This is a genomic window from Crossiella sp. CA198 (assembly GCF_052078295.1).
GTDB lineage: Bacteria > Actinomycetota > Actinomycetes > Mycobacteriales > Pseudonocardiaceae > Crossiella.
The window spans coordinates 16,714-30,469 of the sequence record NZ_JBQJIM010000032.1 but is presented as its reverse complement, the minus strand read 5'-3'; the positions used below and the strand labels follow the sequence as shown (position 1 = coordinate 30,469).

Genomic DNA, 13,756 nt, shown 5'->3' with positions numbered 1-13,756 from the left:
CTCAGTCGTTCTGGTGCTCGGCCCACCACTGCCGACCGGTCTCCGGCAGGCTGGTGATCGGGTCGTAGTACGGGTACCGCCGGTCCAGCGCCTCGGGGTCCTGCAGCTCGATCCCCGTGCGGTAGTTCTTTGTCCAGTAGGAGATCCCGCGCTCCCGGTCGTACTCCGAGATCTGGTGCACCCACCGCTTCCCGACATACGGCACATCGCACACGATCCGCGGCGTGGCGTACCCGGGCAGGTAGCCCATGATCGCGTGCTGCAGCTCCATGGCCTCCCACACCGCGACCCGCCAGTGCTCGGCGTTGGGGATCATGTCGCACATGATCAGTGAAGTAGAGCTGGAAGGGTGCTGAACTTGTGTTTTGGACCTGTTAGGTGATCATGGGGCCGTCTGTGGGCCGTCACAGAGTTGGGCGTGTCAACCCGGACACGTTGACGTTCAACGGGCCAGCCCCTGCAAGCATGAGGACGACCAGCAGGCGCGCCCTCTCCGGGCCGTCGGCGTGGGACCACCCTCGCACACGTGGGGACAACGGGAGCAGGGGCCGCATCCAGTCCGCGGGCAGGGGACCACCCTCGCACGCGCGGGGACGACAGGATGTCCTGCCCGGGTGCTCAGGTCCGCCGGGGACCACCCCCGCACACGCGGGGACGACGGACAGGCTGGTCGGCATCCTCGCGTTGCCGGCAACACACCGAGGTGCTCGGGCGGCTGGAGTCCGGCTGGTGGGTGGTGGAACTCGGCGAGCCGCACTTCCGCAGCGCACGCCACGTCGCCGCGTTCATGGGGAGATCGCACGCCTTCCGCGGCCACACCCACGACTACCGAGCAGTCTTCCGCGAAAAGGACGACTTCTACGATCTCAGCAAAGCCGTCTTCCTGGCCAAGCGCCTGCCGAACCCGTACGAACTCGAATACGAGCTGTGGACACCGGACGGCTGACAGCCGGCAACGGACATGCTGCTCGGGAACACCGTGCTCCCGATCTCCGAGGAGGAGTTCCAGCGGCTGGCAGCACCGCGCCCAGACGAGCCGAGGGCCGGCAACCTCACACGCTGAGGCAGCCGTGGCTACGAGCACCGGCTCCGCCGAACGCGCCACACCCTTGCTGCTCGGCGATTCCCGGTGCGGCGGCGACCGCTCATGCGCTCGATCCAGCCGTTCACTGGCCGGCCTGCGCGCTGCGGGCGTCCAGCAGGAACTCGGTCAGCGACGTGGCCTCGGTCGAGCCCGGGTCTGCCGTGAACACCACCGCCCTCAGGTCGCCGTCGGGAATGTGGACGGTGTCGCAGTCCAGTGCGAACTGCCCCAGATCCTCGTGCCGCAGCAGCATCCGGCTGTCGTGCTGCCCGGCGGTGGGCGTGCTCGCCCAGAGCTCGGCGAAGACGGCGCTGGCGCGCCGGAGGTCGGCGGTCAACGAGGCCAGGTCCTCGTCGGCAGGGTAGCGGGTCGAGGCCGCGTGCAGCTCGGCCACCAGCAGGCGTTGGAAGCGCGCGTCCTCACCCGGCGGCCGCAGCACCTGGCCGCCCTGACCGACGAACACCCGCCAGGGGATGTTGCCCTCGCGCGGGTGGCGCGAGGGCGCCCCGCAGGCCAGCGCCTCCCAGGCCCGGTTCCAGCCGACGACCGTCCACGTGGCGTCGAGCACGCACACCGGAGTGTTCGCGATCCGGTCCACGAGCCGGCGCGCGCCATCACTGAGCTGGCGGGGCACCCGCCCTTCCACCGGCGCGTAACCGGCCAGCGTGCACAGGTGCTCGTACTCCGCCCTGCTCACCCGGAGTGCTCGGGCCAGGGCGTTCAACACGCCGGGAGAGGGATGCCGGCGACCCTGCTCCATGCGTTTCAGGTGATCTGCCGACACGCCGGCCAATTCGGCGAGCTCTTCCCGGCGCAGGCCGCCGGTGCGCCTGCGGCCGTGACCGGCGATACCCACCTGTTCGGGTCGGGTGCGTTCACGTCGCTCCCGCAACACCGTTCCGAAAGTGCTCGCGTCCGACATGGCCGAACAGTATCAGCGGCATCCGCCAGCAGGGGACAACTTGGCCCCCGCTACGGCGGCCGAAACCCGGAAGAATGGTCACCGGGAAGGCGGAGACGGCGCACGCGAATCTGCGTTGACACGCGCTCCTCTCTCCATGTTTTGCTGACCGTGTTCTCGATGAAGGAATTGTCATGACCGATGTCAACCGCCTTGCCGACCGGGTCGCTGTCGCCGAGACCGTGGCCCGTTTCGCTTGGTCACAGGATCTGAAGGACTGGGACGGTCTGCGTGCGGTTCTCGCCGAAACCGTCACGATGGACGTCTCCGAGCACTTGGGCGCACCGGCGCAGGAACTGAGTGCCGATGATTTCGTGGTCGCCAGCCGGGTGGTGCTGGAAGGGTTCCAGAGCACTCACCACTCGACCTCCAACGTCATCGTCGAGGTTGAGGGTGACCACGCCGTCTACCGGAGTTTTGTGGTGGCCCACCACCACGTTCCCGCCGACGAGGTCGACTGGCTCGTCGTGCGTGCTTTCTGGTTCATCGACCTGCGGCAGGTCGATGATGAATGGCGGCTGCGGCGCATCCGCGTCGTGCGGAAAGCCCCTTTCGCGGGCAACCCCGGGCTTTACGCGATCGCCAAGGGGTCTGCGGACAAGGCGGGCGAGAAGTGAGTGCATCTACCGAGGAAGTGCGCGCCGTTCCGTTTCGAATGGCCGCGGCGATGTCCGAACGTGACGTCGAAAAGCTGGTGGTCAACTACACTGACGACTTCGACTGCGTGATGCCGGTGCACCCTGCTCGCTCCTTCCGCGGTGCCGACCAGGTTCGCGCGAACTACACGACGATCTTCGCCCGGTATTCAAACGGCCTGGACGCCCGGGTCATCGACTCCGTGGTGGACGGTGACCGGGTGTGGACGGAGTGGGAGATGATCGGCACGCGGGCCGACGGGGTCGTCGAGACCATCCGCGGCACGGTCATCATCCGGGTCGAGGACGGCCGCGCCGGAGCGGTCCGCTTCTACCTCGATCCGGTCGATGCCCCGGATGCATCGGCACAGCTGAACATCCTCGACTGAAATCCGACTCGGTAAGCAGGGGACGAACCGGCCCCCGCGCGGCGGCGCGCGAACTGGAAACATCGTTTGCACTGACCCCCCAGGAGTAGATTTTCATGCACCTCACCGTTCTCGCCGCGTCCAGCCCGACCGGACTCTCCCTCACCCGGCAGGCACTCGAACGTGGCCACATCGTCAGGGCCATCGCCCGCAATCCGGACCGGATCACCGTTCCGGACGCCCCGGGGCTGACCAAGATCGTCGCGGACGTGTTCCACACTGACGAGATTGACTCGGCGCTGGAAGGCAGTGAACTGGTGCTGTCCGGACTGGGTGTGCCCAAGGGGACAAAACCGGGTGTGCTGACCGCGGGCGCCCGGTCGGCGGTGGCCTCGGGTGCCCGCATCATCTGGCTGGGCGCCTACGGCACGGGCCCCTCGGCCGCGGTGGCAAGCGCGCTCAACCGGCTGATCCTCAGCGGACTCGGAGCGGAGGTCGCCGACAAGGTCGAGTCGGACGCCCTGGTCACTGAAGCCGGCGGAACGGTTTTCCACGCCGGGCCCCTGTCGAACAAACCGATCAGCCCGTCCCGGCGCACCGTCGGCCTCGATGCCTCCCCCAAGAGCATCTTCCGCATCATGGTGAGCCGGGACACCGTTGCCGCCGCGATGCTGGACGAAGCGGAGAACCCGCGGTTCCCCGGCCAGATCGCCGTCCCGCTCACGCGCTGACGATCTGCCTGCCGCCGGGGCGCTGCGCTCATCTGTCCATTGTGGACGCAACCGAGCTGGTCCACTTCCAGGCTGCCCGGTTTCGGGGCTCGAATCGACGGCTGGTCAGCCGTTCTGGTGCTCGCTCCACCACTGCCGCCCGGTCTCCGGCAGCGAGGTGATCGGGCCGTAGTGCGGGTACCGCCGGTCCGGCGCCGCAGCGTCCTCCAGCTCAATCCCGGTCCGGCAGTTCTCCCGCTGACCTCCACCGGCCAGGCGGCCGCCGCGGCCCGGATCTTCCGAGTCACCTCGCGTACGCAGGCCGGTCGAAGCCACCGGGCGGAGGGGATCCCGGGTGGCGGCGGGGGATCCCCTCCTGTGGTGCTCCGGTCAGGGACTGGCGCAGCTCAGACCTGGTCTCAAAACTCGGCGTGTCGCTAGGTGAACCAACGGCCCGCCCCTGGCTCCGCACCGCCCGCCTGTGGGCCCGGCCCGACGGACCGGAGGTCTGTCAGAGAGACTGGGGGCCAGTGCCCGCCCTCTCAACCTGGAGCCTTTGATGCCGCAGGGGACCGTCCGTTGGTTCGACGCCGAACGAGGTTTCGGCTTCCTCGCGCCCGAGGACGGCTCGCCGGACGTGTTCGTGCACGCCTCCGAGATCGTCGGGGACGGCGGCGCGAAAGTGCTCCGCGAGGGTCAGGCCGTCGTGTTCGAGGTCGGCGAGAACGACCGCGGGCCCCAGGCGCTGCGCGTTCGCGTCACCGCCGATGCGGCCACCGGCAGCGCCGTCGGCCTGCTCGGCACCGTCAACTGGTACGAGCCGGGCAAGGGGTACGGCTTCGCGTCGCCGGACGGCGGCGGCGCCGACATCTTCGTGCACAGCTCCGCCATCGTGACCGGCGGCGTGGTCACCGAGGGGCAGCGGGTGGCCTTCCTGATCGTCGAAGGCGAGCGCGGCCCGCAGGCCGGGCACGTGATCCCGCTGGGAGCAGGGGCAGGCTCACCCGCTGCGGCTGGCATCGCGGACGGTGCCGACGGCACGGTGGCCTGGTACGACGAGGACAAGGGCTTCGGCTTCATCAACCCCGACTCCGGCGCCGGGGACGTCTTCGTTCACGCCCGGGCCCTGGCCGAGGGGCTGACGTGGCTCGCGGAGGGCGACCGCGTCGCCTACGAGGTGGCTAGTGGAGACAAGGGCCCGCAGGCCCGCGACGTGCACCTGGTCCGGGGCGCCGAGCCCCAGACGGCGCCGCAGCGGTCGGCACCTGCCGCGGCCGCAGGGCCGGCGGCGCGGGACGTGCCCGTACGAGGCGGCGAGGGCGTCGTCGCGCGCTACGACGGCGACCGCGGCTTCGGCTTCATCACCCCGGACGCAGGCGGCGACGATCTCTTCGCCCACGTGTCCGTGATCATGGGGTCGGAGCCGCTGCAGAAGGGTGACCGGGTCCGGTACGCGGTGCGTCAGAGCGACCGGGGCCCGCAGGCCGACCGCATCGAACGCCTCTGAAGAGGCGGCCCCACCGATGGCTGATCACTTCCCGACGAGAGTGCTCGTTCATCCCCGGCGATGGTGCCGTCAGCAACGCGGCTGCAGCCTCCTCCAGGAGATCGATCTCCCTCGTGGTGACGGGGCCCCGTGCCGACCCGAGGACCTGCTCTGCGCTCAGAAGCTCACCAGTCACCCCCACCCAACGACACAGAGCTACCGATGTATCCCAAACGAGTGAATGGATGCGTTAGACCTGGTCGCAGAGCTCGATCTTTATGAGCCGGCGGAGGTTGATCACGGTGCAGGCCAGCGTGAGTAGCGCCAGCGTGGTGCGTTCGGTCCGGTCGTAGCGCAGCCCGAGGCGTTTGAACCGCAGCAGCCAGGAGATGGTGCGTTCGACGACCCAGCGGACCCGGCCGAGGCGGGACTTGCCCTCAATCCCGCGCCGGGCGATACGGACCTTGATACCGCGGCGGGTCAGGTAGCGGCGGCAGCGGCGGTAGTCGTAGCCCTTGTCGGCGTGCAGCTTGTCCGGTCGGCATCGTGGCCGGCCCGCCCGGCCGTGGTGGCCGCGCACGGTCGGGTTCGTGTCCAGCAGTGGCTCGAACAGCATGCTGTCGTGGGTGTTTGCCGCCGACAACATGATGTGCAGCGGTAGCCCGTTCGCGTCGCACAGAACGTGGTACTTGGAGCCGGCTTTACCCCGGTCAGTGGGGCTGCGGCCGGTCAGCTCGCCCCCCTTTTCGACTGCACCGACACCGCGTCGATGCAGCCTCTGGTCCAGTCGAGCTCGTCGATGTTGGACAGCTCGTCGAGCACGAGTTGGTGCAGCCGGTCCCACACGCCGGCGTCCTGCCACTCACGTAACCGCCGCCACGCGGTGTGCCCGGAACCGCATCCGAGCTGCTCGGGTAGGTCTCGCCAGCGGCAGCCGGTGTCGAGCACGAACAAGATCCCCTCTAACGCGGCACGGTCATCGATCCGGGGCCGCCCACCCGGACCGCGCGGCGCTGGTCGGGACGGGATCAGGGGTTCGATCAGCTCCCAGAGCCGGTCTTCGACCCGCCGCTGCTGTGTCGTCTTCGCCACGACTGCCCACGATCGACGACCAGGACCGGCAGGTTACGCAGTGACACACCCTTAAGTTTTGAGACCAGGTCTTAAGCGGCCAACCGGCGCTGTCGCGGTTCTGTGCCCGGGGCCACTCAACGAGGAGACTCGGGAGGGACGTGACTTCGCGCCCCCCGGTTGGCCGGACGACAACCCGCGACGCATGAAGGGATACGCCTTCCATCGTGGGCACCTGCTTGCGCACATGTTTGGCGGGACTGAGCAGAATGAGAACATCGTGACGCTACATGCTGCAGCAAACCTGGCGCCGAATGGTATGGGTCTGTATGAGAAAATGACAGCTCGCGCACTGGGCTCAGGCGAGGAGGTCTACTATCAGGTTGTGCCAGTGTATGAGAATTCCGGTCTTCGGCCTAAGTATGTCGATATGTATGCAATTGGTAGTGGCGGGTTCTGTATTGATGTCAGAATCGAGAATTCCAGAACTGCGGGAGCGGTGAATCGTGGCCGGTGCTGATGTGTTGCGGGATTATTTTGGTGATGTGCCGGGCGCGCCCGAAACTATCGACTGGGTCGAGGTTGAAACTGAGCTTGGAAGAGGACTTCCGGATGACTACAAGGACTTCTGTCTGAACTATCCGGCGATTGAGATCAACGGGTTTATCACGATCCTCCATCCGAGGTCGGATGTCGATGGTGGAAACCTGATAGAGTCATCGACGGCCATACTGGAGGGCATTAGAGCTACCGTACAACTGGTACCTGAAAGCGTGCCTTTCCCGGTGTTTCCGGACGACGGCGGCATTCTGCCGTGGGGATACGATGTGGATGGCGCCTACCTGTTCTGGAAGACTCGCGGCGATCCGGATGAGTGGACAATTGTGGTCGGTTACGACACCTATTGCGAGCATAAAATGGTAGTGGATGGGTTCGCCTGACTTGCGGGGTCTCTTCGGAGATGTTCCAGGGGCTCCTGGGGGTGTCGACTGGTCCGTCTTGGAAGCCGATTTTGGCACTACTTTGCCTACGGACTACCGTGAGTTTTGTGAGAAGTATCCGGCTCTCAAGGTGAACGATCACCTGTTTCTCATGCATCCAGTGTGACGAGGCGGGATCGTGGCGGGTGTTGGTGAGCTTTGGGAGTTCTTCGGTGACGTCGAGGGCGCGTCTGAAGTTGACTGGCGAGCCGTAGAGTCAAGTATGGTTGCCACACTTCCAGTGGACTACGTAGAGTTTTGTCAACGTTACCCGGCCTTGCTGGTGAATGAATCGCTTCTGGTCATGCACCCAGCCTCGAAGTCCGTTGGTGCGAATCTGGTTGATGGGTTGACAAGCATTGTTGGACGATATCGAGAGGGGCGCGAGGTAAGGTCACATTCAGTGCCGTTTCCGCTATTTCCAGAGGAGGGAGGGCTGATTCCATGGGGTTACGACGAGGATGGCGCTTACTTTTTCTGGAAGACCAGCTCAAATCTAAGTGACTGGACGACCGTGGTGAACTACAGAACGTCCTACTGTGAGCACGAGGTGGGATTTTCTGATTTTCTGGCTGGAGTGCTGGCGGGGAGCTTGGAATACTCCAACTTTCCTGTCGGATTTTCTGACTTTGGGGTAAGTGCTACGCGGGCCTGAATTTTGATCGACGAGGAGGGCGGGTTTGGTCACGGTGACCGCTGCTGACGATCTCTGGGAGTATTTCGGCGATGTTCCAGGTGTCCCGGCTTCGATCGATTGGGACTTGATCGAGGCTGAACTTGGTAGCCCGTTGCCTTCGGACTATCGTGAGTTTTGTGAGCGGTACCCTTCGGTTCGGGTGAATGAGAAGTTTGTGATCATGCATCCGGTTTGCCTGAGCAGGGAAGGCGACCTTCTCTTTCGGGTCCCGCGTATTCTCGATACGTTTCGGGATATGCGATCCGTGGGGCGCGATTCGTTCCCGCTTCCGATCTTTCCGGAGCGGGGCGGAGTGTTGCCGTGGGGTTTTGACGAAGATCAAGGCTTTTACTTTTGGAAAACTGTCGGTGATCCGGATGGCTGGACTGTGGGAGTTAACTATAGACATCGGTCGTGTAGGCATGACCTGAATTTTTCTGCGTTTATTACCGGCATCCTAGGTGGCGGTGTGGAGTGCGAGAACGTGCCGCGCGGTTTCGCTGACTTCGGCGTTAGTGCCGAAAAGGTGGAGTGAAGCATCGTGGCTGGTGCTGGTGAGCTGTGGGAGTTCTTCGGCGACGTGCCGGGAGCGCCCGGTGAAATTGACTGGGATCAGGTGGAGCGAGACCTCTCCATCGAGTTTCCGGCAGACTATAAGGAGTTCTGCTCGGCTTATCCTGCGCTGATGGTGAACGACCTGCTCTTGGTGATGCACCCGTGTACTGATGTTGTCGGGGCAGGGTATCCGGAAGCTAGCAACGGGATTCTGGATATGTACCGAGAGAGCCGGAGCGCGCGCGACTACTCCGTCCCGTATCCGCTTTTTCCGGAACCCGGTGGCCTACTGCCCTGGGGGTACGACCGAGGTGGTGCTTACCTTTTCTGGAAGACGGAAGGTGAGCCAGAAAACTGGACGATAGTTGTGAACTGCAGGGTCAAGTACTGCGAGCATGAAATGGGTTTCTCGGACTTCCTTGCTGGATTTCTCGGAGATAGTGTCGAGTGTCCAAACCTGCCGCAGGACTTCTCGGATTTCGGTGTATCGGCGGCGGCTGCGGAGTGACTCTCGGTACGGTGCGTGGCGGGTAGGTAGTTCTGCGGTGTGCGCGGCTGTATCGAGGTGCGGTTTTCTGGCCGATTCTCGGTTCGCGGGGGAGTCGATCGTGCCAGGGGTGGGATAAGAGCTCACCCGTTGAGCTGACTATCAAATGGGAAAGGTTGACATGAGTTTGTTGCGACGAGTAGTTGTCGTGGCCGTAGGGGTGGCGGTTGGTGCGACTGTCGTCGCAGGCCCCGTCGGGGCCGCGCCGGTGAACACCAGTACTCCAGGAAACGCGGTCACCGCGCCGAAACCGAACGAGGTCGTCCCCAAGAGCAAGGACGGCCGCTCGCTGGTCTACGTGGACGGCGCCCAGGACCAGGCCTTGCGGGCGGCGGTGGCCGCTGCCGGGGGCGTTGTCACCGGCGCGGTGTCCGGGCGACTGCGGGCCGCGGTGGCCGAGGACCGGATTCCGCAGCTGGCCGCGGCGGCCGGGGTGCGGGAGGTGCGTCGGCCGGAGCGGGCGGTGCCGATGGCGGTGACCTCGGAGGGCGTGCTGGCCTCGCGAACCAACGAGTGGGCCGCGGCCGGTCACAAGGGGGCCGGGGTCAAGGTCGGCATCATCGATGTCGGTTTTGGCGGTGTCGCTGAATCCCAGGAGGGCGGCGAGTTGCCGACCGGGGCGAACCTGGTCACCAACAACGAGAACTGCATTGACGCGACCCGCAACGAGGACCACGGCACGAAGGTCGCCGAGGTCGTGCACGACATGGCGCCCGAGGCTCAGCTCTACCTCGCCTGCATGGACGACTCCGTCGGGTTCGCCGCCGCGGCCGAATGGTTGCGGCAGCAGAAGGTGGACGTCATCACCGCCGCGGTCGGGTTCGCCGGCACCGGTCGTGGTGACGGCTCCGGTGACGGGGACAGTCCCGCCGCCGTGGTCAAGCGTCTCCGGGACGCGGGCATCCTCTAGTCGGTCGCCGCGGGCAACCAGGCGCAGATGCACTACGCCGGGCCCGCCGCGGATCGCACCGGCGACGGCTGGGTGGAGTTCAACCAAGGCCCCCAAGGAAACATGTTCTCGCTGCGGGCCGGTCAGAAGGTGACCGTGACGACGCAGTGGGACGCCTGGCCGACCACCCGCGAGGACCTCGACCTCTACGTGATGTCGGCCAACAAGCGGCCGACGGATGCTGGCGCCGAGCAGTTCATCGTCGCCTCCAGTCTGCTCAGCCAGCGCGAGGCCGCCAACGGCCTGCGGCCGGTCGAACAGGTCACCGTGGAACGCAAGGCGAGCGAGCAGACCAGCGGCAACTACTGGATCTACGTCCGCAACCACAACGCGCGCTTCACCATGCCGTTCGACCTGTCCGTGCTCGGGGCATCCACGATGGATCCCAACGTCGCCCTGCAGGAGCGCACCCCGGCCGGCAGCATCACCGAACCGGCCAACTCGCCCTACGCGCTCGCGGTGGGCGCGATGACCCCGACCGGGGAGTCCGTCGAGCACTACTCCGGCCAGGGGCCGACCGTCGACGGGCGGCTCAAGCCGGACCTCTCCGGCTTCACCAAGGTCACCACCTCCACCGGCGGCCAGGGCGGTTTCACCGGCACCTCGGCGGCCGCGGCGCACGTCGCCGGCGCTGCCGCGGTCCTCAAGTCGGCCAACCGGCAACTGGACGCCGCGCAACTGGAGGCGCAGCTGGTCAACCGGGCCAGGGAGAACGCCGGGAACCGGCCACCAGACAACCAGCGCGGCAACGGCAAACTCAACCTGGGCGACCCCGGCAAGGCGCCGGTGGTACAGGGCAGCGGCTACGAGAGCCTGTCGGATCCGGTGCGGATCGCCGACCAGGCACTGGCTCCCGGGCAGACCATCTCGCTCCCGGTGTCGAACGTGCCCACCGGAACCACCGCGGTCGCACTGAACGTCACCGCCAAGTCCGACGCCGAGACCAGCATCGACGTGTTCTCGACGAACCCGGCGCAGTCGGCGAGCAAGGCGACCAACCTCAAGGTCCGCCCTGGCACCGGGTTCACCGCGGTGTCGGTGATCGCCACGGTCACCGACCGGACGGTGTGGGTGCGTAACCAGACCGGCAACTCGCACGTGGTCATCGACCTGGCCGGCCACTTCGACGGCACCGGCGCCTCAACCTATTTCGCCAAGCCCGCCCCGGGGCGGATCCTGGACACCCGCGGCTTCGCCGGCGCCCATCGCGGGCACCTCGGCCCCGGACAGGTCGTCTCCGTGCCGGTCCGCGATCAGCACGGCATCCCGACGGCGGCCACCTCAGTCGCGGTGAACCTCACCGCGTTGGAGGCCACCCAGGAGACCTGGATCTCCGCCTACACCAACACCCTCAGCCGAACCTCGACGCTGAACCTGCGCCGCGGTGAACGACGGTCCAACCTCGCCATCGTCGGCATCGCCGAGGACGGCAACATCCGACTGCGCAACGACTCGGGCGCGGTCAACGTGATCGTCGACGTCGTCGGCTGGTTCGGCCCCGGCCAGGGCGCACGTTACGTGCCCATGCGGGAAGCGGCACGGGTAGTGGACACCCGCACCGGCAGCGGCCTGCCGAAGGCGCCGCTCGGGCACGCCTCGACCACGGCCGTGCAGGTCGGTGGGCTCGCCGGAGTCAGCGCCACCGCGACCGGCGCGGCGCTGACCGTCACCGGCACCGAGGACTACCTCGGCACCGAGCTGTCGCTGAGCCCGGTCGAACTGGGCCGCACCCCGGTGACGCAGGTCGGCATCGGCCAGGCCCAGACCATGGCCGCGACCACGCTGACCCCGTTGGGCGCCAGTGGAAAGGTCAACCTGCGCAACGAACGCGGCCGGGCGCAGGTGTCAGTGGACGTCAACGGCTACTTCGTCGGCGGCACGCCGGTCACCCCCGGGGCGGTCTGCCCAGCGGTGACCGGGGAGAGCGGCTTCGATCCGGTCTTCGACGGCCGGGTGGAGACCGGGCTGGCAGGCTGGCAGCTCGCAGGCGGTGGCCCGGCCCGGCAGGACGGCTGTGAGCTGATTCCCGGCAGTGGCAAGGGAACTTCGTGGTACTCGGCAGCCAGCTTCGGCAGTGACTACACGGTCAAGCTGGACTACAAGACCACCGACAGCAGCGCCGACTCCGGTGTACTGGTCGGATTCCCGCACCCCGCGGGCAATCCGGACGTCCCCGGCGGCCGTGGGGTCGAGGTCCAGATCGGGCCGCGCAACGCGCAGGCGACACTGCGGACCGGCGGCCTGGTCGGGCTCAGCTCACCGACCGCGATGGCGGAGAAGCCGGTGGGGGAGTGGAACTCCTACGAGATCACCGTGTCCGGCAACAAGGTCACCGTCGTCCTCAACGCACAGAAGGTGAACGAGCACACCGTGGCGGACCGGTCGCGGCTGACCACGCCGAGCTTTATCGGTCTGCAGAACACCGGTTCCGCCGACCAGGTGCGATTCCGCGACATCCGGGTGCGGCGCAACGCGGTCACCGGTGTCGGCTCCTTCGCCGGCATCAACGGCAAGTGCCTGGACATCAAGGACGCCGATCCGGCGACCAACGCGGTGCGGATGTGGGGCTGTAACAGCGAACGCGCCCAGGCCTGGACGTTGTCCGGGGACGGCACCGTGCGCGGGTATGGGAAGTGCCTGGACGTCCAGGGCGCCTCGACCCAGCCCGGCGCGGTCGTGCAGCTCTTCGACTGCAACCAGTGGGACGCCCAGCAGTGGATCGTGCGCGCCGACAGCAGCGTGGTCAACGTCCGGTCCGGCCTGTGCCTGACCGCGGCGGGTGCGATCGATGGCGCCGCGGTGGTGTTGCAGGACTGCTCCGGCCGCGCCGAGCAGACGTGGCAGCCGAAGCTCAAGCGGGCCACCTCCGGCGCGTTGGTCGGGCTAAACAACCAGTGCGTGGACGTCGTGGGCGGCAACCCCAACGGCACCGAGGTGTGGCTCTTCCGCTGCACCGCGGAGAACCCACAGACCTGGAGCATGGTGGAGGATCAGACCATTCGTGCCTACGGCCGGTGCCTGGACGTGCAAGGCGGCGGCACCACGCCGGGCACCGCGGTGATGTTCTGGAACTGCACCGGAGACAAGCCACAGCAGTGGGACCTGCGTCCAGACGGCGCGCTGGTCAACCCGCCCTCGGGGCTGTGCCTGACCTCGGCCTCCGGCGACGAGCGCGCCAAGCTGACCCTGGAGAACTGCACGGGCAGGCCAACCCAGACCTGGCGGTTCGCCGCCCAGATCCTGCGCCAGGGCACCGCGACCACCCACCCCATCGAGACCCCCGAAGGCAAGTGCCTGGACGTCAAGGGTGGCACGCCCAGCAGCAACGAGGTCTGGGTGTACTCCTGCACCGGCAACAGCGCGCAGAACTGGTCGGTCTCCCTGCACAACGACGGCACCCTGCGCGCCTACGGCCGATGCCTGGACGTGGAGAACGGCGGCACCGCCAACGGCACCACGGTGCGGCTGTTCGACTGCAACGGCAACAACGCCCAGCAGTGGGCGATGCGCCCGGACGGCACCCTGGTGAACAACCAGTCCGACAGGTGCCTGGATGCCGGCAAGGGTGACCGGGTGTTCCTGTGGGACTGCCACGCACCGCCGCAGCAGCGCTGGGGCCTGACTGCCAGAGCGGCCTGAACAGGTCGTTGATCGTGTGGGGTGGCCGTGCCGACGGCCACCCCACACCTGGCCGAGTGGAACTACCTGCGGACGCTGCGCCGCTCTCCAGAGAG

General features: G+C 66.7%; 14 protein-coding genes and 1 pseudogene. 11 read left to right on the top strand and 4 right to left on the bottom strand.

Features of this window, described 5'->3' with window-relative positions:
- Position 1 precedes the first annotated feature (1 nt).
- A pseudogene (locus ACTOWY_RS38590) lies at positions 2-325 on the bottom strand (lysine 2,3-aminomutase); the annotation flags it as partial.
- A gap of 378 nt (positions 326-703) precedes the next feature.
- Between ACTOWY_RS38590 and ACTOWY_RS38585 the strand changes: the two are divergent.
- A complete protein-coding gene (locus ACTOWY_RS38585; RefSeq protein WP_441314541.1) occupies positions 704-946 on the top strand; it encodes a hypothetical protein in 243 nt (80 codons plus the stop codon).
- Positions 947-1,166: 220 nt separating this feature from the next.
- Here the strand turns inward: ACTOWY_RS38585 and ACTOWY_RS38580 are convergent, their stop codons facing one another.
- Positions 1,167-2,006 (bottom strand): helix-turn-helix domain-containing protein, encoded by an 840-nt coding sequence (locus ACTOWY_RS38580; protein ID WP_441314540.1) that lies wholly within the window; start codon positions 2,004-2,006, stop codon positions 1,167-1,169.
- 173 nt (positions 2,007-2,179) lie between these two features.
- Between ACTOWY_RS38580 and ACTOWY_RS38575 the strand changes: the two genes are divergently transcribed.
- From ACTOWY_RS38575 to ACTOWY_RS38565, 3 genes are all read left to right on the top strand, one after another.
- Positions 2,180-2,662: a nuclear transport factor 2 family protein gene (locus tag ACTOWY_RS38575; RefSeq protein ID WP_441314539.1), complete on the top strand. Its 483-nt coding sequence runs from the start codon at positions 2,180-2,182 to the stop codon at positions 2,660-2,662.
- Between the two features lie 17 nt (positions 2,663-2,679).
- Positions 2,680-3,069 (top strand): nuclear transport factor 2 family protein, encoded by a 390-nt coding sequence (locus tag ACTOWY_RS38570; RefSeq protein ID WP_441314538.1) that lies wholly within the window; start codon positions 2,680-2,682, stop codon positions 3,067-3,069.
- A 95-nt stretch (positions 3,070-3,164) separates the two neighbouring features.
- On the top strand, positions 3,165-3,779 hold the full coding sequence (locus ACTOWY_RS38565; protein WP_441314537.1) for an NAD(P)-dependent oxidoreductase: 615 nt from the start codon (positions 3,165-3,167) through the stop codon (positions 3,777-3,779).
- Positions 3,780-3,884: 105 nt separating this feature from the next.
- On the opposite strand, the gene ACTOWY_RS38560 is transcribed toward ACTOWY_RS38565, so the two are convergent.
- Positions 3,885-4,094 (bottom strand): hypothetical protein, encoded by a 210-nt coding sequence (locus ACTOWY_RS38560; protein ID WP_441314536.1) that lies wholly within the window; start codon positions 4,092-4,094, stop codon positions 3,885-3,887.
- A gap of 223 nt (positions 4,095-4,317) precedes the next feature.
- On the opposite strand from ACTOWY_RS38560, the gene ACTOWY_RS38555 reads away from it, so the two are divergent.
- Positions 4,318-5,265 carry a cold-shock protein gene (locus ACTOWY_RS38555; RefSeq protein WP_441314535.1) on the top strand — a complete coding sequence of 316 codons (948 nt, stop codon included), beginning with the start codon at positions 4,318-4,320 and terminating at the stop codon, positions 5,263-5,265.
- A 229-nt stretch (positions 5,266-5,494) separates the two neighbouring features.
- Here ACTOWY_RS38555 and ACTOWY_RS38550 read toward each other — a convergent pair.
- Positions 5,495-6,336, bottom strand: a protein-coding gene (locus ACTOWY_RS38550; protein WP_441314534.1) for an IS5 family transposase whose coding sequence is annotated in 2 segments (ribosomal slippage) — positions 5,495-5,983 and positions 5,986-6,336 — 840 coding nt in all. Because the reading frame shifts where the segments join, the coding sequence is not laid out codon by codon here.
- A gap of 58 nt (positions 6,337-6,394) precedes the next feature.
- Between ACTOWY_RS38550 and ACTOWY_RS38545 the strand changes: the two genes are divergently transcribed.
- From ACTOWY_RS38545 to ACTOWY_RS38520, 6 genes are all read left to right on the top strand, one after another.
- A complete protein-coding gene (locus ACTOWY_RS38545; protein WP_441314533.1) occupies positions 6,395-6,835 on the top strand; it encodes a DNA/RNA non-specific endonuclease in 441 nt (146 codons plus the stop codon).
- On the top strand, positions 6,822-7,256 hold the full coding sequence (locus ACTOWY_RS38540) for an SMI1/KNR4 family protein (RefSeq protein ID WP_441314532.1): 435 nt from the start codon (positions 6,822-6,824) through the stop codon (positions 7,254-7,256). Before ACTOWY_RS38545 ends, ACTOWY_RS38540 begins: the two co-directional genes overlap by 14 nt.
- A gap of 719 nt (positions 7,257-7,975) precedes the next feature.
- The gene (locus ACTOWY_RS38535; RefSeq protein WP_441314531.1) at positions 7,976-8,506 is read left to right on the top strand and encodes a hypothetical protein; all 531 of its coding nucleotides are present in this window, start codon (positions 7,976-7,978) and stop codon (positions 8,504-8,506) included.
- 6 nt (positions 8,507-8,512) lie between these two features.
- Positions 8,513-9,034, top strand: a complete 522-nt coding sequence (locus tag ACTOWY_RS38530) for an SMI1/KNR4 family protein (RefSeq protein WP_441314530.1) — start codon at positions 8,513-8,515, stop codon at positions 9,032-9,034.
- Positions 9,035-9,281: 247 nt separating this feature from the next.
- The gene (locus ACTOWY_RS38525; RefSeq protein ID WP_441314529.1) at positions 9,282-9,983 is read left to right on the top strand and encodes a hypothetical protein; all 702 of its coding nucleotides are present in this window, start codon (positions 9,282-9,284) and stop codon (positions 9,981-9,983) included.
- Positions 9,984-10,010: 27 nt separating this feature from the next.
- Positions 10,011-13,661 carry a ricin-type beta-trefoil lectin domain protein gene (locus tag ACTOWY_RS38520; RefSeq protein WP_441314528.1) on the top strand — a complete coding sequence of 1,217 codons (3,651 nt, stop codon included), beginning with the start codon at positions 10,011-10,013 and terminating at the stop codon, positions 13,659-13,661.
- Positions 13,662-13,756 lie beyond the last annotated feature (95 nt).